Annotated in this window: 21 protein-coding genes; 12 read left to right on the forward strand and 9 right to left on the reverse strand. The window is 69.9% G+C overall.

The features are described 5' to 3' along the window. Window position 1 precedes the first annotated feature (1 nt). From P5G59_RS18350 to P5G59_RS18370, 5 genes are all read right to left on the reverse strand, one after another. Window positions 2-820, reverse strand: a complete 819-nt coding sequence (locus P5G59_RS18350; RefSeq protein WP_301220461.1) for a carbohydrate ABC transporter permease — start codon at window positions 818-820, stop codon at window positions 2-4. Then, entirely contained in the window at window positions 817-1,788 is a 972-nt protein-coding gene (locus P5G59_RS18355) for a carbohydrate ABC transporter permease (protein ID WP_301220462.1), read from the reverse strand. Before P5G59_RS18355 ends, P5G59_RS18350 begins: the two co-directional genes overlap by 4 nt. A gap of 26 nt (window positions 1,789-1,814) precedes the next feature. Continuing rightward, entirely contained in the window at window positions 1,815-3,071 is a 1,257-nt protein-coding gene (locus P5G59_RS18360; RefSeq protein ID WP_301220463.1) for a sugar ABC transporter substrate-binding protein, read from the reverse strand. Window positions 3,072-3,144: 73 nt separating this feature from the next. Beyond that, a complete protein-coding gene (locus tag P5G59_RS18365; protein ID WP_301220464.1) occupies window positions 3,145-4,152 on the reverse strand; it encodes a LacI family DNA-binding transcriptional regulator in 1,008 nt (335 codons plus the stop codon). Between the two features lie 406 nt (window positions 4,153-4,558). Continuing rightward, window positions 4,559-5,575, reverse strand: coding sequence for a LacI family DNA-binding transcriptional regulator (locus P5G59_RS18370; protein WP_301220465.1), 1,017 nt, complete (start codon window positions 5,573-5,575; stop codon window positions 4,559-4,561). Between the two features lie 286 nt (window positions 5,576-5,861). Here P5G59_RS18370 and P5G59_RS18375 point away from each other — a divergent pair, with 286 nt between their 5' ends. After that, window positions 5,862-9,194, forward strand: a complete 3,333-nt coding sequence (locus P5G59_RS18375) for a LamG-like jellyroll fold domain-containing protein (RefSeq protein WP_301220466.1) — start codon at window positions 5,862-5,864, stop codon at window positions 9,192-9,194. 65 nt (window positions 9,195-9,259) lie between these two features. Here P5G59_RS18375 and P5G59_RS18380 read toward each other — a convergent pair whose 3' ends face one another. Continuing rightward, on the reverse strand, window positions 9,260-11,878 hold the full coding sequence (locus P5G59_RS18380; RefSeq protein ID WP_301220467.1) for a right-handed parallel beta-helix repeat-containing protein: 2,619 nt from the start codon (window positions 11,876-11,878) through the stop codon (window positions 9,260-9,262). A 131-nt stretch (window positions 11,879-12,009) separates the two neighbouring features. Continuing rightward, window positions 12,010-13,017: an aldo/keto reductase gene (locus P5G59_RS18385; RefSeq protein ID WP_301220468.1), complete on the reverse strand. Its 1,008-nt coding sequence runs from the start codon at window positions 13,015-13,017 to the stop codon at window positions 12,010-12,012. Window positions 13,018-13,089: 72 nt separating this feature from the next. Between P5G59_RS18385 and P5G59_RS18390 the strand changes: the two genes are divergently transcribed. The 10 genes from P5G59_RS18390 to P5G59_RS18435 all read left to right on the forward strand — a co-directional run bounded on the left by P5G59_RS18390 (window position 13,090) and on the right by P5G59_RS18435 (window position 22,123). Beyond that, window positions 13,090-14,106 (forward strand): zinc-dependent alcohol dehydrogenase, encoded by a 1,017-nt coding sequence (locus P5G59_RS18390; protein WP_301220469.1) that lies wholly within the window; start codon window positions 13,090-13,092, stop codon window positions 14,104-14,106. Next, window positions 14,103-14,864 (forward strand): SDR family oxidoreductase, encoded by a 762-nt coding sequence (locus P5G59_RS18395; RefSeq protein WP_301220470.1) that lies wholly within the window; start codon window positions 14,103-14,105, stop codon window positions 14,862-14,864. Before P5G59_RS18390 ends, P5G59_RS18395 begins: the two co-directional genes overlap by 4 nt. Further along, window positions 14,861-15,466: a bifunctional 4-hydroxy-2-oxoglutarate aldolase/2-dehydro-3-deoxy-phosphogluconate aldolase gene (gene eda / locus P5G59_RS18400; protein ID WP_301220471.1), complete on the forward strand. Its 606-nt coding sequence runs from the start codon at window positions 14,861-14,863 to the stop codon at window positions 15,464-15,466. Before P5G59_RS18395 ends, eda begins: the two co-directional genes overlap by 4 nt. Beyond that, window positions 15,463-16,410, forward strand: a complete 948-nt coding sequence (locus tag P5G59_RS18405) for a sugar kinase (protein ID WP_301220472.1) — start codon at window positions 15,463-15,465, stop codon at window positions 16,408-16,410. The genes eda and P5G59_RS18405 overlap by 4 nt, the downstream gene beginning before the upstream one ends. An 86-nt stretch (window positions 16,411-16,496) precedes the next feature. Then, complete coding sequence (locus tag P5G59_RS18410) at window positions 16,497-17,870, forward strand: ABC transporter substrate-binding protein (RefSeq protein WP_301220473.1); 1,374 nt, start codon at window positions 16,497-16,499, stop codon at window positions 17,868-17,870. Between the two features lies 1 nt (window position 17,871). Continuing rightward, window positions 17,872-18,813, forward strand: coding sequence for a carbohydrate ABC transporter permease (locus P5G59_RS18415; protein WP_301220474.1), 942 nt, complete (start codon window positions 17,872-17,874; stop codon window positions 18,811-18,813). 2 nt (window positions 18,814-18,815) lie between these two features. After that, the gene (locus P5G59_RS18420; RefSeq protein ID WP_301220475.1) at window positions 18,816-19,748 is read left to right on the forward strand and encodes a carbohydrate ABC transporter permease; all 933 of its coding nucleotides are present in this window, start codon (window positions 18,816-18,818) and stop codon (window positions 19,746-19,748) included. A 28-nt stretch (window positions 19,749-19,776) separates the two neighbouring features. After that, window positions 19,777-20,958 carry a mandelate racemase/muconate lactonizing enzyme family protein gene (locus P5G59_RS18425; protein WP_301220476.1) on the forward strand — a complete coding sequence of 394 codons (1,182 nt, stop codon included), beginning with the start codon at window positions 19,777-19,779 and terminating at the stop codon, window positions 20,956-20,958. Continuing rightward, window positions 20,955-21,293 carry an L-rhamnose mutarotase gene (locus P5G59_RS18430; RefSeq protein ID WP_301220477.1) on the forward strand — a complete coding sequence of 113 codons (339 nt, stop codon included), beginning with the start codon at window positions 20,955-20,957 and terminating at the stop codon, window positions 21,291-21,293. The genes P5G59_RS18425 and P5G59_RS18430 overlap by 4 nt, the downstream gene beginning before the upstream one ends. Next, window positions 21,290-22,123 carry an amidohydrolase family protein gene (locus tag P5G59_RS18435; protein ID WP_301220478.1) on the forward strand — a complete coding sequence of 278 codons (834 nt, stop codon included), beginning with the start codon at window positions 21,290-21,292 and terminating at the stop codon, window positions 22,121-22,123. The genes P5G59_RS18430 and P5G59_RS18435 overlap by 4 nt, the downstream gene beginning before the upstream one ends. On the opposite strand, the gene P5G59_RS18440 is transcribed toward P5G59_RS18435, so the two are convergent. Next, a complete protein-coding gene (locus tag P5G59_RS18440; RefSeq protein WP_301220479.1) occupies window positions 22,108-22,884 on the reverse strand; it encodes a FadR/GntR family transcriptional regulator in 777 nt (258 codons plus the stop codon). The two genes, P5G59_RS18435 and P5G59_RS18440, sit on opposite strands and share 16 nt — an antisense overlap. Window positions 22,885-22,894: 10 nt before the next feature. Next, window positions 22,895-23,467 (reverse strand): TetR/AcrR family transcriptional regulator, encoded by a 573-nt coding sequence (locus P5G59_RS18445; protein ID WP_301220480.1) that lies wholly within the window; start codon window positions 23,465-23,467, stop codon window positions 22,895-22,897. An 83-nt stretch (window positions 23,468-23,550) separates the two neighbouring features. Between P5G59_RS18445 and P5G59_RS18450 the strand changes: the two genes are divergently transcribed. Further along, window positions 23,551-24,444 (forward strand): NAD(P)H-binding protein, encoded by an 894-nt coding sequence (locus P5G59_RS18450; RefSeq protein WP_301220481.1) that lies wholly within the window; start codon window positions 23,551-23,553, stop codon window positions 24,442-24,444. Window positions 24,445-24,483: the final 39 nt, after the last annotated feature.

The raw sequence follows: 24,483 nt of genomic DNA on the forward strand, positions 1-24,483 counted from the left end.
CTCAGTCCTTCACCGCCCCCGCGGTCACACCGGCGGCGACGTAGCGCTGCGCGAGCACGAGAAGCACGGCGGCCGGGATCGAGGCGACCACAGCCGTCGCCATGATCGCGTTCCACTCCTGGTTGTTGTTGCCGATGTACTTGTAGATGCCCAGAGTGATGGTCTGCAGCGTCCCGCCGCTGTTCAGCGTCGACGAGAAGATGAAGTCGGACCACGCCCACAGGAACGCGAACAGCGACACCGTCACCACCGCGTTGCGGCTGACCGGCAGCACGATCGACTGGAAGGTGCGCCAGGCACCGGCCCCGTCGATCTTGGCTGCACTCATCAGCTCGTCCGGGATGCCGGCCATGAACGCCGAGAAGATCAGCACGCCGAACGGCACCGCCAGGGTGGAGTCGGCGATGATCAGACCCCAGAGGGTGTTCAGGATGCCCAGGTTCAGGTAGATCGCGTAGAACCCCATCGCCATGATGATCCCGGGGATCATCTGCGCGATCAGCAGCACGAAGTTGAGGGCGCCGCGCCCGCGCGGCCGCAGCTTCGCGAGCGAGTACGCGGCCGGGGCCGACAGGGCGACCGTGAGGATCACCGTGCCGATGCCGACCAGCAGGCTCGTGCCGAGGTACGGCAGCTGCTGGCTGAGCACCGCCTGATATCCCTCGAAGGTCGCGTGGATGGGGAACAGGTTCGGCGGGCTCTTCCGCATCTCGGAGGTCGGCGTCAGCGAGACGTTGATCATCCAGTAGACGGGGAACAGCATGATGAGGGTCAGGACGACGCCCACGAGCGTCTTCCACCAGGAGCGCCGGCGGTTCATGCGATGTCCTGCTTTCGCTGCGTGCGGATGTAGATGAAGCCGAACACCAGCGCGATCACGATCAGCACGTTGCCGACCGCGGCCGCCGGGCTGAAGTCGGGCAGCGTCGACGCGAACCCGAGCTGGTACGACCAGGTGGCGAACGTCGTCGAGGCGATGCCGGGCCCGCCGCGGGTCATGATCCAGATGATGTCGAAGACCTTCAGCGTGTAGATCAGGCCGAGCAGCAGCGTGATCGCGGAGACCGGCCGCAGCAGCGGGAAGGTGATGCGCCAGAAGATCTGCCAGCCGTTCGCGCCATCCAGCGCCGCTGCCTCGTACAGGTCGGAGGGGATGTTCTGCAGCCCCGAGTAGATGATGACCAGGTTGAACGGGATGCCGATCCAGATGTTCGCGATGATCACGCTGGTCAGCGCCCAGTCGGGCGAGGTCAGCCAGTTGATGCCAGGGAGGCCGAACGCCTCCAGGGCTGCGTTGACCACGCCGGAGTCGCTGTTCAGCATCCACGACCAGGTGGAGGCGGACACGATCAGCGGCAGCAGCCACGGCACGAGGAACAGGGCGCGCAGCGTGGCGGAGAGGCGGAAGTTCTGGCGGAAGAACACCGCCAGCGCCATCCCGATCGTGAACTGGAACACGATCGAGATGATCGTGAACAGGGCCGTGTGCAGCAGCGCCGGCCCGAAGGTCGGGCTCTGGAACACCTTGATGTAGTTGTCGAAGCCGACGAACGGGGCGTCGCCCATGACGAACGAGCGCACCGTGTAGTCGCGCACGCTCAGCTCGATGTTGCGGTAGAGCGGGAAGGCGTAGAACACCACGAGGTAGATCACCACGGGTGCCAGGAACGCCCAGGCCGCCCACTGGCCGGAGCGCCGGCGGCGCCGGGGAGCCGGCGGGGCGGCGTTCGACGCCACCCCGCCGTGGTCTCCGACAGAGCCGCGCGGTGCTGTCTGAATGGTTGTCATCGGTGTGCCTTCAGGTGTCGCGCGGGTTACTTCGTTGCGGCGGCCGCGGCCGACTGTGCGGCCTTCAGCGCGTCCGCCGGCGACTGCGAACCGCTCAGTGCGTTCTGCACCGCGCCCCACAGCTGCTGGGAGATCTTCGGGTACTTCGTGCCGAGGTTGTCGCTGGTGCGGCCCTTCGCGGCGGCGACGGCGTCGACCCAGGGCGCGAGCTCCGGGTTGGCGGCCACCTGCTCCTTCTGCGCGGCCGTGGTCGGCGCGATGTAGGAGAGGGTGGTGTCGGTCTTCACGAAGCTCTCGGTGCTGGTGAGGCAGTCGGCGATCTTCTTCGACGTGGCGTAACGCGCGGTGTCCTTCTGCACCGGGATGGTCATGAACTCGCCGCCGGTCGGTGCCGGTGCGGACCCGCCGTCGATGCCGGGGATGTTCAGGATGCCGTAGTCGATGCCGGCCTTCTTCACGTTCCCGAGCTGCCAGGTGCCGTTCTCGCCGAACGCGAAGTCGCCGGTCGCGAACTCCTGCCACGAGGTGGTCTGGGTGTTGTTGATGACCGAGTTCGGCGCGTAGCCCTGCTTGACCCAGTCCGTCCAGAGCGACAGCGCCTGCACGGCCTTGTCGGAGTCCAGCTTCTTCAGGTCGGCTCCGGAACCCCAGAACCACGGCAGGAACTGGAAGCTGCCCTCCTCCGTGCCGATGGCCGAGAAGGTGATGCCCTTCTTGCCCGCGGCCTTCACCTTGGCGAGGGCGTCGGTGAGGCTGTTCCAGTCCTTGATGGAGGCGACATCCACCCCTGCGGCGCTCAGCACGGCCTTGTTGTAGTACAGGGCCAGCGTGTTCGCGCCGATCGGGACGCCGTACGTCTTCCCGTCGAGCTCCCCGGCGGCCAGGATGTTCTTCTGGATGTCCGAGGTGTCGAGCTTGTTCTCACTCGTCGTGGTCAGGATGCCGGCCTCCGCCAGCGTGGAGACGACCGGGTTGTCGACGAGCAGCAGGTCGGGCGAGCTGCCCTGCTGGCCGGCCAGGAGCGCCTTGTTGGTCAGGTCGCTGGTGTCGTAGCCGGTGCGCTTGACGGTGACGCCCGCCTTGGTGCCGCACTGCTCGACCAGCTTGGTCCAGTCGGCCGAGGCGTCGAACTGGGGGTACGGGTCCCAGAACGTGTAGGTTCCGCCGGCGCTGCTGCCGGAGCCGGAGCCCCCGCCGGAGCCGGAGCACGCGGACACTCCGCCGATGACGGCGGCCGCGAGCATGGCGGCGCCGATGAGGCGCACGCGCTTTGTTGCGATCACAGTATTCCTCCTTGAATCGTGCATTGCTGGGTGTGGGTCCGCGGAGCCGTCTGCTGCTGCGTCTGGTCCGGGTCTATCGTGTGCTTCCGCGGATCGTGAGTTCCGGTGCGATGAACCGCGTGACCGGGGCTCCCGCGAGCTCCGGGGACGTGATCCGTCGCACCAGCTGCCGGACCGCTTGCTGGCCCAGCTGATCGGGCGAGCTCTCGACAGCCGTGTACGGCAGCGAGAACGTGCGCCCGAAGTCCTTCGAGTAGAGGCTGACCACCGAGAGGTCCTCGGGGACGCGGGTGCCGCGTCGCGCGAGCACCGACGGCAGCGCCGCGATGGTGGCGTCGTTGTGCACGACCAGCGCCGTGGCGTCGGGGCGTGCGTCCAGGATGGCGTTGATGCTGCGCCCGATCGCCGGTTGCTGCGACTCGCCGTAGTAGGTGTGGATCTGCAGCCCGTAGCGCGCGCCGCGTTCGAGGGCCGCATCCCGGAAGCGCCAGCCGTACGCGCCGCCGCGGTCGAACACGTGGCGCGGGGGCGAGACGACGACGATCTCGCGGTGACCGAGCCCGTACAGGTGGTCGATCAGGATGCGCGCCGACTCGCCGAAGTCGAGGTCGAAGACGTCGAGACCCTCGGTGTGGCGGGGGAGCCCGACGAGCGCGCCGGGCTGCGGGGCGGCACGGAGCGTGTCGAGCCGTGGGTCCTCGTGGATCACATCGAGCAGCACGACGCCGTCGACCATCCCTGCGCTGGTGACGCGGCGCAGGGCTGCCGTGGCGTCCACCTCGGTGACCAGCAGGATGTCGTAGCCGAGCTCGCGGGCGGTGTCGGAGACGGGAAGGACGTACTGCAGCATGGCGGGCGCGAACTCGTCCTGATGGAACTGCGTGAGCAGGCCGATGACCATCGTCTGCGACGTGGCGAGGGCGCGGGCGCCGGCGTTCGCGGTGAACCCGAGGGCGGCGATGGCCTCGTCGATGCGCGCCCGGGTCGACGGCGAGATGGACCGCTTGCCGGAGAGGGCGTACGAGACGGTGCTGGGGGACACGCCCGCGTGGCGGGCCACATCCGTGATGGTGATCGCCACGGCGCCTCCTCCTTCTCGTCCATCGTCGTTGTCGAACCGGTTCGATCACCGTAGCGCCTCTTCGCGCCCAAATACAAGTCGAAGCGGTTCGACGGAATTGCCGCCGATTTCGCCGCTCGGTCCTGGCGACGATTCGTGGCGAATCGCCGCGCTTCGTGACGAATAGCGCCCATTCGTCACGAATCGCCGCGACGCGCGGGCGCTGGCGCGTAGGTGCCGAAGCCATGGGCCGCGACATCCGTGGGGCGCAACACGCCGCAATGGCGCGTCGATGACGGCGTGTTGCGTCCCATCGATTGCGGACGCGGCGCCCGGACGACGAAGTGGGTCGCCCCGGCGGAGACGGCACGCCCGGCGGGAGCCGCCCGGCTCCCCTCCGCGCCGAACGGGCGACGCCGGCGAGCGGCTATGCGGCCGGGCCTGTGCTGCCGCGGTCGGTGAGCGAGGGCTCGATCAGGCGGACCACGGGCACGCCGGCCTCGGCGGGATCCGCGATGCGGCGGATCAGTTGCTGCACGGCGAGCTGGCCGAGGCGGTCCGGCGAGGTCTCGACGGCGGTGTACGGCAGTGAGAAGGTCTGCCCAAACTCCCGCGAGAACACGCCGACCACGGAGAGGTCGTCCGGCGAGCGGAGTCCGCGGTCGTTCAGGTACGACGGGAGCGCGGCGATCGTCGCGTCGTTGTGCACGATCAGCGCGGTGGCAGCGGGGGAGGCCGCGAAAGCCGCGTCGAGCGACTCGCGGATCCCGGGCTGGCGCGAGTCGCCGTAGTGCGCCGTCAGATGGATGCCGTACCGGGCGGCGCGCTCGACGGCGGCATCCCGGAACCTCCAGACGTACGAGCCGCCGCGGGCCACGACGTGCTCGGGCGGCGTCATCAGGATGATGTCCCGGTGCCCGAGGTCGGCGAGGTGGTCGATCGCGAGCCGCGCGGCCTCGCCGAAGTCGAGGTCGAACGAGTCGAACCCCTCCGCGTCCCGGGCGTAGCCGATGAGCACGGCGGGCTGCGACGCGCGCCGGAGCGGCTCGAGGCGCACGTCGTCGTAGGTGACATCGAGCAGCACGACGCCGTCGACCATGTACGACGACGTGGTGCGGGTGACCGCGCCCACCAGGTCGGTGTCGGTCACCATCAGCAGGTCGAAGCCGTGCTCGCGGGCGGTCGTCGAGACGGGCAGCACGTACTGGAGCATCGCGGGGGCGAACTCGTCCTCCTGGAACTGCAGGTACAGGCCGAGCACGTTGGTCTGCGCGGTGGCGAGGGCCCTCGCTCCGGCGTTGGGGGTGAAGCCGAGCTCGTCGATGGCAGCCTGGATGCGCTCCCGGGTCTCGTCCGAGATCATCCGCTTGCCGGAGAGTGCGTACGAGACGGTGCTGCGGGAGACGCCGGCCGCGCGCGCGACGTCGCCGATCGTCGCCGCCATGCTGCCTCCCTCCGGGCTCGTCGGTGTCCCGATTCTCCCACGCCGGCCTCCGCCGACTCCGTCTGCCCGCCCGAGTTGCACGTCGTGGTCGCTATCCGCGTCGAATAGCGACCACGACGTGCAACTCGGCCGCCGCGAGCGCAACGAACGACGTCTGCCCCGGGATCGCGCGTCGAACCGGTTCGCGACGGATTCCTTGACGTACGGCAACGGAGGGCGCTATTTTGCCGCTGAGTTAATCGAACCGGTTCGACGATTCGCCGGACCCCGATGCAAGGGAGCATCCATGAAGCCGCCCCTCTCCGCTCACGACCCCTCCGGTCCTCCGCCGCAGCACTCGCTGCGCCGCCTCACCGCCGGAGTCGCGACCGCCGCGCTGATCGCCGCAGGCGGGGTCATCGCCGCCCTGCCCGCCGAGGCCGCCCCGACCGCGGCGAACACCCTCACCGTCAGCGCCGACCAGCCCTTCCGGCCGGTGAGCCATGTCGCCACCGGCTCGCTCTACGGCCTCGCCAACGCGACGACCCCCTCCGACGCGCTCGTGCAGGCGATCAAGCCGAGCGAGTTCGTCATGAAGCCCATCGGGGGCAAGCAGCAGCCGACCGGCGACATCGGCGTGACCTGGCAGAAGGCCGCCGCCGCGGGAGCGAAGGTCGTCGACCGCCTCTCGGACTACTACGCGGGCTGGCCCTACCAGTTCAGCTGGAGCACGTGGGATCAGGTGGTGACCGACCACGTCCACCAGGTTCAGGCGTCCGGCATGACCAACCTCGCCGCCTACGCGCCGTGGAACGAGTCCGACAACACCTGGCTCGCGTCCAACGGCAGCTTCGAGGACTTCTGGACCCACACCTACCGCCTGATCCGCAGCCTCGACCCGACCACGCCGATCCAGGGTCCGTCGCTCTCGGACAACATCGGCGACATGCAGAACTTCCTGAACAATGCCGTCGCGACGAACACCGTCCCCGACATCCTCGCCTGGCACGAGCTCGAGACCTCGTCGAAGATCGCCGGCGACGTGGCCAAGGTGGAGGCGATGGAGGATGCGCTCGGCATCCAGCGCCGTCCGATCGACATCGAGGAGTACGCCGCCCCCGCGGAGGTCGGCATCCCCGGATCGCTGGTCGGCTACATCTCCAAGTTCGAGCGGCTGGGCATCCGCAACGCCGAGCTGGCGTTCTGGAACCAGTCCGGCGCGCTCGGCGACCTGCTGACCGGCCAGGGCGGCAACCCCAACGGCGCCTACTGGCTGTACACCTGGTACGCCGGGATGAGCGGCGACATGGTCACCACGACGCCACCCGCGAACAACAACTTCGACGCGGCCGCGGCCGTCACCTCCGACAAGAAGGAGGTCGACGTCATCACCGGCGGCACTTCCGGCACCGCGGGCATCCGCATCGCGGGTCTCGACAAGCTCGCCGTCGGTTCGAAGGTGAACGTCAAGCTCGAGTTCACGCCGTCGTACGGTCGCACCGTGGCCGTCGCAGGACCGACGACGATCTCGAACACCGCCTACACGGTCGGCGCCGACGGCTCCATCACCGTCCCCGTCGTGATGAACCCCGCCTACGGCTACCACCTGGTGGTCACCCCGGCGACCGACACCACCGACCTCTCCGGCACCTACACCGTGACCAACGTCAACAGCGGGCTCGCGCTCGACACGCAGGCGTCGGGCACCAGCGAGGGGACTGTCGCGGTGCAGAGCGCTCCGGCGGCCGGCGGCAGCGCCACCCAGACGTGGAAGCTCGTCGCGGCCGGATCGGGGCTATACAAGATCGTCAACCCGGCGACGGGACTGGTGCTCGGCATCCAGGGCGCCGCGACCTCCACAGGGGCACCGGCCGTGGTCTGGGGCGACAGCGGAAGCGACGACCACCTCTGGCAGGTGGTGCCGGACGGCAAGGGGAACTATCGCTTCGCCAACTACGGAACGGGTCTGGTGCTGGGCGTCGCGGGCATGAGCAAGGCGGCGGGCGCCGGCGTCATCCAGTGGACGGACGGCTCGGTCACCTCGGGCTGCACGGCCACCGGTCCACGCCAGCCGGGGAAGATCGGCTCCGCTCTCTCCTTCTGCAACAGCACCGCCTACGCGACGCTGCCGACGGGGGCTGTCAGCAGCCTCACCGGCGACTACACGGTGTCGGCCTGGGTGAACCCGGCGAGCAACGCGTCGTGGCAGCGGCTATTCGACATCGGCTCCAGCAGCAACGCCAGCATGTTCCTCACGCTCAACGACGGCACGGAGCTCCGCTACGCGATCACCACGAGCGGCGCGGGAGGCGAGCAGCGGCTGAACAGCAGTGCGAAGACGCTCCCGCTGAACCAGTGGTCGCTGGTCACGGTGACCGTCGCGGGCAGCACGGGCACGCTCTACGTCAACGGCCAGGTCGTCGCGACGAACGCGAACATGACGACGCACCCGTCGGCGTTCGGCCAGAGCACGCGCAATTACATCGGCAAGTCGCAGTACAGCAGCGACCCGGCGCTGAACGCGACGGTGGACGACTTCAACATCTACGGCCGGGCGCTGAGCGCGGCCGAGGTGGCTGCGCTGGCCTCCGGTCAGGCGGGCAGCGGGGACGTCGTGCACTACGCGTTCGACGAGGCAGGCGGCGCCACCCTCGTCGACTCCTCCGGTGCGGGCCGTAACGGCACCGTGGTCGCCGGCAGCTCGGCGACGACGAGCACCTCGGCCAACGACGCCCAGACCGCCGACCACTTCTGGACGCTGCACGCCGTGAGCGCGCCGGTCGCGCCGACAGGGGTCGCCGCCAGCGCGACCGCGTCCGCCGTGACGGTGAACTGGAGCCCGGCAGCGGACGACGGTGGCTCTCCGGTCACGGGCTACCGCGTCTACCGCGACGGCGTCGCCGATCCGGTCGCCACGGTCTCGGGCGACGCCACGTCCGCTTCGGTCACCGGCGTGTGGCCGGGCGACACCGCACGCTTCGCGGTGTCGGCGGTGAACGCCGCAGGCGAGAGCGCGAAGTCGGACTGGAGCAGCCCGGTCGTCGTCCCGGACGGCTCGACCGCGAAGCCCGGCCAGGCGGTGCTGTCGAACGACAACGGGTGGGACACCGGCCTCAAGGACGGCGACTACAACGTGGTGATGAACCTGTGGTGGGGCGAGGAGGGGTCGATCTACCGCCTGTACGAGAACGGGACGCTGATCGCGACGAAGCAGCTCGCGTTCGGCGGCGTCGGGGCGCAGAGCGCATCCATCCCGGTGCACGGCAAGCCCAACGGCACCTACGTGTACACGGGCGAGCTCGTGAACGCGACGGGGACGACCGCGACCACCAGCACCACGGTAAAGGTCACCGACGCGAACCCCGGCACGCCGGTGCTCAGCAACGACGACTGGAGCGGCGGCGGCACCTACACGGTGACCGCGAACCTCTGGTGGGGCACCAACGCCACGTCGTACACGTTCTACGAGAACGGCGTCGCCGTCGGGCAGGGGGCGCTCACCGCGAGCACCCCGAACGCGCAGACCGCGACGCTCAAGGTGGAGGGGAAGGACAAGGGCACGTACGTGTACCGGGTCGACTTCGCCAACGCCGCCGGCACGACGAGCAGCAAGACGATGACGGTGACCGTCACCAAGTAGAAGGGACGCGAGAGGGCGGGACCGGCGCTGTGCCGGTCCCGCCCTTCCGTGTCAGCGGCGGTGGATCAGTGCGACGTGATCGTCAGACCGTCGAACTGGTTGATCGCCGACTGGCTGACGTCGTGCGACGTCGAGAAGATCCCGGCGTCCTGCGTCGCGGCCGCCGAGGCGAGCGTGACCGGCGAGCCGATCGGCACGTAGTTCGCGCCGTCGTACGAGTACGACGCGGTGAACGTCGTGCCCGTGCGGGCGAGCTTCACCCAGATCGGACGGAACACGTCGACGGATGCCTTCGCCTCCGTGTCCAGGTAGCCGTCGCCGTTCGCATCCCACTCGAAGACGACGCCGTTGCGAGCCGTCACCGCGACCACCGCGTAGCCCGCGGAGGATCCGGCCTTCGTGATGTCGTTGCGGACCATCACCCCCGACTTCGCCGAGGCGTTGCTGTCGTTCACCGACACCACCCGGGCGGACACCGTGGCGTCGCCGCCGAACGATCCGGCGCGGTAGATCGCGCCGAACTGGTCGGAGCGCTGGCCGCCCGCACCCCACACGTCGGCACCGGCCGCGGCAATGCCGAAGGCGTCGCCCGCCTGCCCGAAGTACGAGCTCACGGCCGAGGAGCCGGTGGTCGCGTAGCCCTTCACGGGCGCGGCGACCGGGCAGCCGGTGAACCCGAACTGGTTGGCGTTGAGCGAGGTCCGGTACTGCGGGGCGACACCGGAGGCGCAGATCACGTCGAGGGCGCCCTGCGGCCAGTTGGTGCCGGTCACCTTGACGTTGTTGATCAGCTGGTTGTTGTGCGCTGCCGCGTTCGGCGCCGAGATGCCGCCGGAGTTGTACCAGTTGTTCCTGATCACGTTGTCGCTGGTGTTGTTGCGCAGGCTGTACGCGTTGGTGAACACGAACGAACCGCCCTGCACCACGTTGTTCTCGTAGATCATCGAGCGCGATCCCTCGTCGAGGTACAGGCCGACTCCCGAGATGTTGAACAGGTAGTTCTTGTCGACGACGCTGCCCGGGCTGGCGGACAGGTTGTAGACGGAGCCACCGTCGGCGAAGCGCGCCTTGGTGTTGTGCACCAGGTTGCCCTCCACGCGGTTGTCCTTCAGGGTGGTCGGCGTCGTGTAGAGCGTGTTCCACTTGTAGTAGCCGCGGTCGACGTAGTCGTTGGAGCCGCCGGCGTCGTTGATGCCCCAGCCGTAGCCGGTGTCGATGCCGTCGTAGGGGACGTTGGAGACCTCGTTGTGCAGGATCTGCGCGTTCGTGACGTACGTGCTGAGGATGCCGCTGTTGTCCTTGTAGTCCACCGAGACGTGGTCGATCGTGTTGTCCTGGATGAGGATGTCCTTGTTCGTCATCCGGGGATCGCTCGGGTGGTGCGCGTCCGGCAGCACTCCGCCGATGGCCACGCCGTGCCCGCTGTCCTCCATGAACCGGTTGCCCACGACGCTGATGCTGCTGGCGCCGTAGCCGACGCCGGTCGCGACCGCGTTGGTGTCCTGACCGATGCCGAGGGCGGTCGAACCGAGGTTGGTGAACGTGTTGCCCGTGAACGACACGCGGCTCGCGGCGGACACCTGCACGGCCGACGGCTCCTGGAACCAGCTGGTGCGCGCACGCTCGAACATCTCGCAGCCGCGGGAGCAGCTGGTGAACGCGTCGGCGGGCCGGTAGTCGTAGCTGCCCTTGATGAAGAGGCCGTTCTGCTGGTCGGCGTAGCCGTCCGTCGACGGGCCGAGCCACGAGGTGCCGGAGAACTGGATGCCCTCGAACGACAGCCCGGAGACCGGCTTGTCGTACGTGCCGCCGATGCTGATCAGCGACTGCAGCCGCGGCAGCTCGATGTCGAGGCTGTTCGGGTCGACGCCGGCCGCGGGCTTGTAGTAGAGCTTCCCGCCCTGCGGATCGATGTACCACTGGCCCGGCTGCGTCAGGAACGCGAGGGAGTTGTCCAGGTACCAGCTGGGCCCGGCGAGGAATGAGTTCTGCACGGTGTCCCAGCCCCAGGTGTTGTTGTCCCAGGCCGGCTGCGCCATGGTGATCTCGCTCGCGCTGATGCTCTGCACCGGCGAGTAGCGGTTGGTGAAGTCGCCGAGGGACTCGAACTCGATGCGCCCCTGGTCCGGCAGGGCGGCCAGGTACGAGAGCGCCGGGTTCTTGATGGTGAGCCCGGTGGCGGTGGGGGTCACATCCGAGTTGGCGAGCCGGATGGACGCGCGCGGCGCGATCGTCCCGTTCACGTACAGCTGGCGCGTGTCGAGTCCGGCCGGGCTCTTCGCGACCCAGATGCCGTCGCCGGCGTCCGACTTCGTCCAGCCGCTCACGGCAGAGGCGCCGGTGATCACGGGGTGGGCACCGGGGGCGGCGGCCCAGTGGACGGTGTGGTCGCCGCCGCCGTCGCCCGCGTCGAAGCTCAGGGGCTTGGAGAGGCGGTACGTGCCGTCGGCGAGCTGCACGGTGACGTCGCCGTGCTTGATGGAGGGGCGGAGGACGTGCTGCGCGCGCTCGAGCGAGCAGGGTTGGGACTGGCTGCAGTGCCCGGCGTCCTTCCCGTCCGGTGCGGCGTAGAAGACCGTGGCCGGGGCGGCGTTGGCTTTCAGCGGGATCAGTGCCGAGGCGATGACGGCGGCGGCGCCGAGGAGGGACAGCAGGACGGGCCTGCTCCCTCGTCGCCGTGCCATCGATCGTCGCGAGTCTGACGTCGATGTCATGTTCGATCGCTTCCTGTCGGGGAGGGCGTCGGTGCCCCCCCGAACAGGGTTATCATACGTATTATGTTTGTCGCAAGAGACGTATGACCTTTCCTCGTCGCTCAGCGACGAGAGGCCGCCCGCGCGGGGTCCGGCGCGAGGCCCGTGGCGTCGAGCTCGGCCCAGAGCGCCTCCGGGATGTCGGCGCGGTAGCGCTCGACGGTGCTCTCGACGTGCTCGGCCGTGCGCATCCCGGTGACCACCGAGACCACGGCGGGATGCCGCAGCGGGTACTGGATGGCCGCCGCCGGGAGGCTGACGCCGTGACGGGCGCAGACCTCGCCGATGCGCACGGCACGCTCGACGACCTCCGCGGGCGCGGTGCCGTAGTCGAAGTGGGCGGCGCGGTCGACCACGTCCGTGCTGAGCAGCCCGGAGTTGTAGACCGCCGCCGCGATGACGCCGACGCCGCGCTCGCCCGCGACGGGGAGCAGGTCGTCGAGCGCGCCGTGGTCGAGCAGGGTGAAGCGGCCGGCGACCATCACCGCATCCACATCGGTGCGGCGCACGAACTCGGCCAGCATGGCCGACTGGTTCATCCCGGCCCCGATCGCGTGCACCACGCCCTGGTCGCGCAGCTCGATCAAGGCGTCGATCCCGGTCGTGGAGGCCGCGTCCCAGTGGTCGTCCGGGTCGTGCAGGTAGGCGATGTCGAGGTGGTCGGTGCCGAGGCGGGCCAGCGACGACTCGACGGAGCGGAGGATGCCGTCGCGGCTGAAGTCCCACACACGGCGGGTGCTCGCCGGGACCACGAACCCGTCGTCGTCGAGCCGGTCCGCGGTCTCGGGGCTGTCGGCGAGCAGTCGGCCGACCTTCGACGAGAGCGTGATCGACTCGCGCGGCGCGTCGCGCAGGGCGGCGCCCAGCCGTCGCTCCGAGAGCCCGAGGCCGTAGTGCGGCGCGGTGTCGAAGTAGCGCAGGCCGTCCGCCAGCGCAGTCGAGACCGCCTCGGTGGATGCGGCGTCGGTGGTCTCACGGAACAGATTGCCCAGTTGCGCGGCGCCGAACCCGAGCTCGGTGATGGTGGTGCCTGTGCGGAGTGTGCGGAGCGGGAGTGGCGTCGTCGACATGCGCGCAGTCTATTCCATTGAGCATACGTATTATGTTTGGATATTGATGAGCTCGAGGAAGGGGCACCGGCGATGTTGGCGGCGGAATACACAGGCGACAGGACGATCACGGTCGAAGAGCGGGAACCGGAAGCACTCCGGCCGGGGGAGGTGCGCGTCGCCGTCGCCTACGTCGGCATCTGCGGCACCGACCTCCACGTCTTCCACGGCGACATGGATGCGCGGGTCACCACGCCCGCGACGATCGGGCACGAGATGTCGGGCACGATCGCGGAGGTCGGCCCCGGGGTCGACGGCTGGGCCGTCGGCGACGCGGTGACGGTCATGCCGCTCGACTGGGACGGCACCTGCCCCGCCTGTCTCGCGGGCAACCAACACATCTGTCAGAACCTTGACTTCATCGGCATCGACAGCCCCGGTGCGCTCCAGCAGCTGTGGAACGTGCCGGCCTCGACGCTGGTGCGGCTGCCCGAGGGCGTCTCGCTGCGCGACGCCGCCCTCGTCGAACCGGTGGCGGTGGCCGTGCACGACGTCCGCCGGTCCGAGCTCGCGCCCGGCGACAAGGCGGTCGTCATCGGCGCCGGCCCGATCGGCGTGCTCATCGCGACCGTGGCGACGGCGTTCGGCGCGGACGTCGTCGTCGCCGAGATCGACGCGAACCGGCGCGCCGCCGCCGAGGAGATGGGCCTGCGCACCCTCGACCCGTCGGCGGTGGACCAGGTGGCCTGGGTGAACGAGTGGACCGGCGGCGCCGGAGCCGACGTCGTCTTCGAGGTGTCCGGGGCCGCGGCCGCGGTGCTCGGCGCGACCTCGCTCGCCAAGGTGCGGGGCACGCTCGTCGTGGTCGCCATCCACTCGCAGCCCCGGCCGATCGACCTGCACCGCCTGTTCTGGCGGGAGCTGCGCATCCTGGGCGCGCGCGTCTACGAGCGCCCCGACTTCGAGCGGGCCATCGAGCTGGTGGCGGAGGGCGCGATCCCGGCCGACCGGCTGATCACCCGGGTCGTGCCGCTGCTGGAGGTCGCGTCGGCCTTCGAGACGCTGGAGGCCGGACGGGCGATGAAGATCCTGGTGGAGGTCGCCCGATGACCGGCTTCGACCTGACCGGCCGGCTGGCCGTCGTCACCGGCGCCAAGCGCGGGATCGGCTACGCGATCGCGGAGGCGCTCGCCGAGGCGGGGGCCGACATCGTCGGCGTCTCCGCGACGCTCGACCCCGAGGGCTCGGCGATCGGCGACCGCGTGCGCGCGCTCGGCCGGAGCTTCGAGGGCCACCGCGTCGACTTCGCCGACCGGGCCCAGGTCGTCGACCTGGCCTCCCGGCTGGCCGGGCAGGAGCGTCCGGTGGACATCCTGGTCAATAACGCGGGCACCATCCGGCGCGCACCGGCGGCCGAGCACCCGCTCGAGTGGTTCGACGAGGTGCTGGAGGTCGACCTCACCAGCGGCTTCGTCCTCAGCCAGGCGCTGGGCGTTCGGATGCTGCTCGAGGGGTACGGCCGGATCGTCTTCACCGCGTCGCTGCTGTCGTTCCAGGGCGGCATCAACGTCCCCGGGTACGCCGCCGCCAAATCCGGTGTCGCCGGGCTCGTGCACGCGCTCTCGAACGAGTGGGCCGGCGGGGGCGTCACGGTGAACGGCATCGCGCCCGGCTACATCGCGACGGACAACACGCAGGCGCTGCAGGACGACCCCGACCGGTCGCGCTCCATCCTGGAGCGCATCCCGGCGGGCCGATGGGGGACTCCGGAGGACATCGGCGGCGCGGCCGTCTTCCTCGCGTCGGACGCCGCGCGGTACGTCTCCGGCGCGATCCTGCCGGTCGACGGAGGGTGGCTCGGGAGATGATCGCGTTCGGTCCGCTCCTCCCGGTCGTGGTCATCGACCGGGCGGAGGACGCGGTGCCGCTCGGTCGTGCGCTGCTCGCCGGCGGCATCCGGCAGGCGGAGGTAACACTGCGCACGCCCGCGGCGCTGGACGCCCTGCGCGCACTTGCCGGCGTGGAGGGGCTGCTGGTCGGCGCCGGCACGGTGCTCGACCCGGTGCAGGTGGATGCGGTCGTGGACGCCGGCGCTCGCTTCGTCGTCAGTCCCGGCCTCTCGGACGAGGTCGTCGCGGCGTGCGAGCGGCGCGGCGTCGACGTCGTGCCCGGCATCGCGACGGCGACCGAGCTCATGCGGGGCCGGTCGCTCGGGTTGCGCACCGTGAAGTTCTTTCCGGCCGAGTCGTCCGGCGGTCCCGCCGCGATCGCGGCGCTCGCCTCGGTGTTCCCGGAGATGCGCTTCGTCCCGACCGGCGGCATCGGGTCCGACCGCGCCGCCGACTACGCGGCGCTGCCCTCCGTGGTCGCCGTCGGCGGCAGCTGGATGGTGCCGCGGTCGGCCATCGCGGCGGGCGACCTGGCGACCGTCGAGCGGTTGAGCAGGCAGGCCGTCGAGGCGCTGGCATGACCGGTCACGTCCTGACCTTCGGCGAGACGATGGGCCTGTTCCGCGCCGCCGACGTCGGGAGCCTGGCCGACGTCCACGAGGCCCGCATCGGCACGGGCGGCGCGGACAGCAATGTCGCCATCGGGCTGAGCCGGCTCGGCGTCCCCGCCGTCTGGGTCGGCCGGGTCGGCGACGACGGCCTCGGCAGGCGCGTGCTCCGCGACCTCCGCGGCGAGGGGGTGGAGGTGCGCGCGATCGTCGACGGCGGCGCGCCGACCGGTCTCATGGTCAAAGAGAAGCCGCTCCCACATCGCACCCGCGTCTCCTTCTACCGCTCGGGCAGCGCGGGAAGTCGGCTGCGACCGGAGGACGTGGATGCGCGACTGGTGCAGAGCGCGGCGCTCGTGCACATCACGGGCATCACCGCGTCGATCTCGACGTCGGCGCGGGAGACCGTGCGCAGCGTGCTGGCGGTCGCGCGGTCGGCCGGCGTCCCGGTGTCGTTCGACGTGAACCACCGCAGTGCGCTGTGGCGCGAGGGCGACCCCGCACTGGTCTACCGCGAGCTCGCCTCCGCCGCGGACGTCGTGTTCGCGGGCGAGGACGAAGCGGCCATGCTGGTCGGAGGAGATGCCGACCCCCAGCGGCTGCTCGAGGCCATGCTCGCTCTAGGCCCGTCGACCGCGGTGCTCAAGCGCGGCGAACTCGGCAGCATGGCGAGCGAGGGCGGCGCGGTCGTCGAGTCGCCGGCCCTTCCTGTCCCTGTCGTCGACACGGTCGGCGCGGGCGACGCCTTCGTGGCCGGCTTCCTCGCCGGCCGGCTGCAGGGCGAGGATCTCGCCGGGAGCCTGCGCCTTGCGACCGCCGCCGGCGCCTTCGCCTGCATGGGATCGGGCGACTGGGAGAGCTCCCCGCGCGCCGCCGACCTTGCCCTCCTGGAGGGCACGGAGCCGGTCTCGCGCTGACGCTTGGCAAACATCATACGTATGCCCTATAGTCGGACTACGCCTCCTCGGAGTCGTCAACGAAGTCGACAAGACAAGGACATCTCATGGTCGGAATCCACACTGTGGTGCGTTCACGCCGTCGTTCGGCGCTGACCGTGGCCGCACTTGGCGCCGCGACGGCGCTCCTGGCCCTCACCGGTTGCAGCACCGGCGGGGGCTCGGCGAACGGGTCGTACGGCTTTCCCGAAGCCAAGCAGGACACCTCCCAGACGATCACCGTCTGGGTGGACGCGGACCGTCAGGCCGCGGCGAAGGCATTCGAGAAGGCCAACCCGGACACCAAGATCAAGGTCGTCACCTACGACGGCTCCGCGAACGGGTCCAACTCGTTCCGTACGAAGATGCAGCTGTTCGACCGGGCCGGCAGCGGCTGGCCGGACGTCGTGTTCTCCAGCCAGAACAACGACGCCGCCTGGGCCAGCCAGAAGAGCAACGGCAAGCAGGCCTTCGCCGCCGTGCTCGACAAGGGGCTCGTGCCGAAGGACACGCTCGACAACTTCACCCCCGGCTCCCTCAACCCGTGCACCGTGAACGGCCAGGTGTACTGCCTCCGCAACGACCTCGCCCAGGCGGTGCTCTGGTACGACAAGTCGCTGATGGACCAGTTCGGCTACACCGTCCCGACCACCTGGGAGGAGTACCAGGCGCTCGGCGAGAAGGTCGCGAAGGAGCACCCGGGCTACATCATCGGCACCGCCGGTGACGCCTGGACGCCCGAGGTCTTCATGTGGGCCAGCAAGTGTCAGGCCAACGACATCACCGGCCCGAAGTCGGTGACCGTCAAGACCGACAGCACCGAGTGCAAGCGCGCAGCGAGCCTGCTCGACACCCTGCGTGAGAACGGCACCGTTCCCGCGGTCAGCGTCTTCACTCCGGAGTTCGTCAAGAGCTACACCGGCAAGGTCCTGATGATGCCCGGCCCCGCCTGGTACGCCGGCGCCATCTTCAACAACCCGCAGTCGCTCAACGTGCCGGCCGGCCAGCTCGGCATCGCGGCGCCGCTGCCCTGGAAGGGCGAGGACAAGCCGGTCACCGGCAACGTCGGAGGCGGCACCTGGTTCGTCTCCAGCCACTCCAAGAACCTGAAGGCGGCCGAGAAGTTCGTGCAGTTCGTCACGACCTCCGACGACTACCAGGTTGACGTGGCGCCCGGTTACCCGGCCTACGCTCCGGCCGCCGAGAAGTGGGTCGCGAAGCAGGAGGCGAGCAAGTACTACGCGACCCCGCTGACCCCGATCACCACCGCAGCATCCCAGGTCTGGGACGGCTGGGGCTTCGGGATCTTCAGTCAGGAGGCCGTCTGGGCCAAGACGATGACCCCCGCCATCACCGGAGGCAAGACGATCGAGGAGCTGCTGCCGACCTGGCAGCAGGCGATCGAGAACCAGGCCAAGGTCGACGGATACAAGGTGAACTGAAATGACCCTCGCTCCACCGAGCGACCAGCTGACCGCCGGCGCGCCCTCGCGCCGGCGGTCGGCCCGGCGAGCCGGCCGGGCGCCGGGACGGACCCCCATCGGCTACGTCTTCGTCTCGCTCTACGCCCTGCTCGCCATCGCCTTCGGCATCATCCCGGCGCTCTACGCCGTGCTGCTCGCCTTCACGAACGCCGACGGCGGCTTCGCCGGCCTCGACAACTTCGTGAAGGTCGTGACCGACTTCCGGTTCTGGCCGGCGGTGCTCCACGTCACGATCTACCTCGTGATCTGGCTGATCAGCCTCGTGATCTTCGTCGTGTTGCTCGCCCTCGTCGTCCACGCGCTGCGCGTGCGCTGGGCCAGCACCACGCTGCGGTTCGTGTACTACCTGCCCGGCGCGCTCGCCGGGGCCTCCAGCGTGCTGCTCTGGCTGTTCGTGCTCGACCCGACGGCCAGTCCGGTCAGCGGGCTGCTGCGCCTGATGGGGCTGAACAGCTTCGTGCAGGTCATCCAGCCCGGCAACCTGCCGGTCATCTTCGCGATCATCGCGTTCTGGACGGGCGCGGGCGGCTGGATCGTCATCATGTACGGCGCCCTGAACAACATCAGCACCGACATCATCGAGGCGGCTCGGATCGACGGCGCCAATGCGGTGCAGATCGCGTTCCGCATCCAGCTGCCGATGCTGCGCAAGTGGGTCGCCTACATGGGCGTGATGTCGCTCGCCGCGGGCACGCAGCTGTTCGTCGAACCGCAGCTGCTCAGTCAAGCGAGCAACGCGATCGTGCCGAACGACTACTCGCTGAACCAGCTGGCGTACCAGTACGCGTTCCAGCAGAACGACTTCAACGGCGCCGCCGCGATCTCGCTCATCCTGCTGATCGTCGCGCTCCTGCTCTCGTGGGTGTTCGTCACCCGCGGCGGACTGTTCGAAAAGGAATGACCATGACCTCACTCACCGCAGAGCGCCGAGGCGCGGACCGTCGCGGCACCGAGCGTCGCGGCCCGAACCTCCGCGGCTGGAGCGGCCGGGCGATCGCCGGCGTCATCCTGCTCGTCTTCGTCCTGTTCTTCGCCATCCCGATCGTGTGGCTGCTGTTCGCCGTCACGAAGTCGTCGAAGTCGCTCATCGTCGACAACCCGTTCGCACTCGGCTCGTGGGCGGACTTCACGGCCAACTGGAATCAGCTGTTCGGCTTCCAGGACGGCGCGGTGACGACGTGGATCGGCAATTCGGCCCTCTACTCGGTCGGCGCGCTGATCATCACGCTGCTGGTCAGCATCCCGGCCGGCTACGCGCTCGCACTCACCGAGTTCCGGCTGCGCAAGGCGCTGCTCGTGCTCACGCTGGTCGTCATGCTCATCCCGAGCACCGCCCTCGTGCTGCCGATCTTCCTCGAACTGAACACCGTCGGCCTGATCGGGAGCCCGCTGTCGGTGATCCTGCCGATGTCGTTCTTCCCGTTCGGGGTCTACCTCACCTACATCTACTTCAACACCAGCATCCCGCGCGATCTGCTGGCGGCGGCCCGGATCGACGGCTGCACGGAGTTCCAGGTGTTCACCCGGGTGGCCCTCCCGCTGGCGGCTCCGGTCGTCGCTCTCGTGGCCTTCTTCAGCTTCGTGCAGAACTGGAACAACTTCTTCCTGCCGTTCGTGATGCTGCCCTCCAGCGACGGGTACCCGGTCCAGGTCGGGCTCACGTCGCTGCTCGCGGCGACACCGGCGTTCAACCCCAGCTCGGCCGGCTCCGACTCGGTCCAGCTCCCCACCCTCGCGCTGGCGACGATCGTGTCGATCCTGCCCGTGCTCATCGTCTTCCTCTTCTCCCAGCGCTTCCTCGTCGCGGGCATGACGGCGGGAGGAACCAAGGAATGACCGCGCCCGCACCGAAGGAGATCCACCCATGAAGATCACCGGCTACCGCAGCCTGCACACCGTCCACGACTGGGGCCGGGTGACCGGCGACGTGAACGGCGTGCAGACCGGCAACACGACGCCGGTGCCGGTGCTGATCCTGGAGACCGACAGCGGGCTGACGGGCGTCGGCGTCGGCGCGCACGGCGACATCGCCCGGGTGTTCCCGGCGATCGACGGCGAGGACCCGCGCTCGGTGGTGGCCCTGTACGACCGGATGCTCGACTGGGTGTTCAAGGCGGGCCATTCGGGCTCGACGTTCGGGACCATCGGCGCCGTCGACATGGCCCTCTGGGACCTGAAGTCGAAGGCCGCGGACGAACCGCTGTGGCGGACCCTCGGCGCGCGCGACCGTTTCGTGCCCGGGTATGCGTCGGGGCTCGAGTACGGACTGACGGACGACGAGCTCGCCGACCTGTACGGCCGGTTCGCCGACCGCGGCTTCAAGGCGGGGAAGCTGAAGGGCGGCCGCGACATCGATCGCGACCTCCCGCGCCTGGAGCTGATGCGCGACGTGCTCAGCCGCAACGCGAAGCATCCTGCGCTCATGTTCGACGTCAACGAGACCTGGAACCACGCGCAGGCCGCCCGCTATGTCGCGGCGATCGAGGAGCGGCTCGACCTGACCTGGATCGAGGAGCCGCTGCGGCGCTGGGACGCCGCGGGCATGGCATCTCTGCGCGGCAAGATCCGCGCGGCGATCGCGAGCGGGGAGAACCTCACCGGGCTGGAGCAGTACCGGCCGCTGCTCGACGCGAACGCCCTCGACATCGTGCAGGTCGGCAACGTGTGGGGCATCACGCACTTCCTCCGCGTCGCGACGCTGGCGCACGGGCACGACCTCCCGGTCAGCCCGGTCGCCTACAACACCAACCCGATCGCCCATGCGGCGGCGGCTGTGCCGAACCTGCTCACCCACGAGGTGCAGGACCTCTCCTTCCCCACGGGACTGGATGTCGACCAGAGCTTCGAGGACGGCGGCATCGTCCTCGGCGACCGGCCCGGCATCGGGATCGTCGTCGACGAGTCGCTGCTTGCGGAGGCGGAAGGCGCGGCTGCCGCACCGTCGGCGACCGGGCCCCACATCCGTCCGGAGCGCGCGGCGCTGCGCCTGGTGGCCGAGCCCGACGTGAACGACGACCCGACCGTGCCGCTGAGGCCCGTCTCGTGAGCGGGGAGCCGCAGCGCTACGCGTTCGTCGTCGGCGTCCGCCCGGAGAAGCGGGAGGAGTACCTGGAGCTGCACCGGAAAGTGTGGCCCGGCGTCGAGGCGAAGATGACGGAGTGCAACCTCCGCAACTACACCATCTACATCTTCGGGGACATCCTGTTCGCGCATTACGAGTACATCGGTGACGACCACGAGGCCGACCTGCGCCGCATCGCCGAGGATCCCGTATCGCAGGAGTGGTGGACCCACACCGATCCGTGCCAGGTCCGGATCGCGGAGGAGCGCGACCCCGGCTCCCTCTGGCAGCCGCTCGACGAGGTGTACCGCCAGCCATGACCGAGCGCATCGACGCCCACGTGCACCTCTGGAACCGGCGGACCGATCCGCAGGACTGGATCGACCCGGTCACGATGGCCGCCATCGACCGTGATTTCGGGAGCGACGACCTGCGAGCCATGCTCGCCTCCACCGGGATGGAACGCGCTGTGCTCGTGCAGGCGAGCAACAGCCTGGAGGAGAGCGAACGGCTGTCGCACGCCGACCCCTCGGTGGTCGCGGGCCTGGTCGCCTGGGTCGACCTGACCGGGGACGTGCCCGCGCAGCTCGACCGGGTGCGGACCGGACGCGTGCCGGTCGTCGGCGTGCGTCACCTTGCGCACATCGACCCCGACCCGGAGTGGCTGCTGCGTCCGGACGTGGCAGGGGGCCTGGCGGCGCTCGGGGGCGAGGGGCTGGTGTTCGACCTGGTGGTCCGCGACTGGCAGCTGCCGCAGGCGGCGGCGCTGGCTGAGCGGCACGGCGACGTGCGGTTCGTGCTGGACCACCTCGGCGGCCCGCTCGCCGGCGACGCGGATCCGGCCGGCTGGGAGAAGGGCCTCCGGGCCCTCGCCGCACAGGGGAACGTCGTCGCGAAGGTCTCGGGCCTCACCTCCGGCCTGGTGCCGGGGGAGTGGGACGCGGACGACCTCGGGGAGGTGGTCGACGTCGCGCTGGACGCGTTCGGTCCGGACCGGCTGCTGTACGGCTCGGACTGGCCGCTGGCCGAGCTCGGCGGAGGATCGCCGGCCTGGCGGTCGGCGTTCGACGAGCTGGTGTCCGGCCTCGCGGCGGGCGAACGGGATGCGTTGCTCGGCGGCAACGCCGCCCGGGTCTACTCGCTCGGCTGACTTCCGCCCTTGCGCGTGCGCGGGGCGTGGTCGGGCAGGCGACGCCGCTCCCACGAGACGTGGATGTGGTCGTGCATCGCGCGCTCGGCGGCCGCAGGGTCTCCCGCGGCGATGGCCTCGACGACCGCCGCGTGCTCGTCCAGGGTCAGCGCGACCGCATCCGGCGGGTTGATGCCCTGATAGCGGCTGGACTCGACGGCGCGCTTGTAGAGGTGCTTCGCGATGTTCTCCGCCAGCCGGTTGCCCGAGATCTCCATCATCGCGTAGTGGAAGACGACGTCCGCCTGGCGGAACGAGTCCGTCTCCGACTCGCTCTCCCGCATCGCGGTGAGCGCGTTCTCGAGGCGGCGCAGCTCTTCGGAGGTGTGCGAGCGGGCGACGGCGCCGGCCATCGCGGCTTCCAGGCTCGCGCGCACGACCGTGAGCTCGTCGAGCACGCCGAGGCTCTCGTCGTTGTCGATGAGGGCGGAGAGCACCACCGGGTCGAGCATGTTCCAGTAGCCGGGAGCCTGCACCTGCGTCCCACGGCCCTGCGAGACGATGACGAGCCCCTTCTCCTCGAGACGCTTCACCGATTCGCGCAGCACGGTGCGGCTGACGCCGAAGTGCTCGCTCAGCGGGCCCTCGGGCGGGAGCAGGTCGCCCTCCTTGAGCTGGCCCGTGACGATCAGGTCGACCAGCTCTGCGACGACGGCGACACCGAGTCGCGCGGCGGGGAGCCGCTGCGGGATGAGCCGTGCCGCGGCCGACGTTTCAACCATACGTATGACCTTAGCGCTCGGGCCCGGCGATGCGGATGCCTTCCAGCTGCAGGGCGACGTGTCGTCGCCAGGCCACGTCGTCCGGCATGTTGGCCATGGCGCCGCGGGTGACGAGCACGAAGTCCTCCGCGTCGAAGTCGGGGCGGAGGAGGGAGGCGTCGACGGCGCGGGCGACGATCCGGCCGACCACCTCGCGGAAGGCCGACTTCTGCTCCGCGATCGCCTCCCAGCGCGGTTCGTCCGGGCCGAGCAGGGCGCGCCGGAAGGCGGAGTCGCCGGCCACCGACTCCAGATAGCCGAAGAGCAGCCGGTCGAAGGCCTCGCCCGGGTCGGCCAGTTGCTCGGCCGCGAGCGCCAGCTCGGTCGCCGCCTCGAAGCGTCGGCCCACGATCGCCGCGACCAGTGCCTGCTTGTCGGTGAAGTGGCGGTAGACCGTCCCGACGCCGAGCCCCGCGTGCACGGCGATCTCCTCGATCTGGGCGTCGTCGCCGCGCTGCCCGAACAGCTCAGCGGCGGACGCGAGGATCGCCTCGCGGTTGCGGCGGGCGTCCGCGCGGAGGGGCCTGCTCGGAACCGACGTCATGGCGCCCCAGTGTAGTTGACGACCCGGGCGCGGCGAGCGTATGGTGAAGCGGAATTCCGATTCCGATTACGAAGCGAGGAACCATGATCGTCGTCACCACCCCCACTGGCCAGATCGGCAGCGCGCTCGTCCGGAGGCTGCTCGCAGCGAACCAGGACATCCGCGTCGTCGTCCGCGATCCCGCGCGGCTCGCCGACGACGTCCGCGAGCGTGTCGAGGTCGTCGTCGGCAGTCACGGCGACCCGGTCGTCCTGGATGCCGCGTTGCCCGGCGCCGACGCGCTCTTCTGGCTGGTGCCGCCGGACCGCTCGGCCGGGAGCGCCCGCGAGCACTACCTCGGCATGGCGCGGGTCGCCGCCACGGCCGTGCGACGACACGGCGTCGGCCACGTGGTCGGCGTGACGAGCGCCGGCCACGGCTGGGCGCCTTCCGCGGGCGTGCTGTCGGCCGCGTTCGCGATGGATGACGAGCTCGCCGCCTCCGGCGCCGCCTATGCCGCGCTCTCGATGCCGTTCTACCTGGAGAACCTGCTCGGCCAGGTGGACTCGATCGTCCGCGACGGCGCGTTCAGCCTCGCGGTGGCCGCCGACCGACCCTTCGCCACCGTCGCCACCGACGACATCGCCGTCACGGCGGCCCACCTCCTGACGGATCGCGCCTGGGAGGGCCGGCGCGACCTGCCGCTGTTCGGGCCGGACCGCCTCACCCCGACGGAGATGGCGGAGGTCATGTCCCGTGCGCTGGGCCGTCCGATCGCATTCCGGCCTGTGTCGATCGAGGATCTGGCCGGAGCCATGCGGGCGGCCGGTGCGAGCGAGCAGGCGGTGAGGGACACCACGGAGATGTTCGTCGCCCAAGCCGACGGAATCTACGACGCGGACTGGGCCGTGGCCGAGCTCGGGGCCACCGACGTCGCCACCTGGTGTCGCACGGTGCTCGCGCCGCGGCTTGCAGCGCATCCCGCCTGGGCGGCGTAGGCCGTCGGATCGGGGCTCGAGTGCCGCGGACAATGCTTG

The sequence above is a fragment of the Leifsonia virtsii genome, from assembly GCF_030433675.1.
GTDB lineage: Bacteria > Actinomycetota > Actinomycetes > Actinomycetales > Microbacteriaceae > Leifsonia > Leifsonia virtsii.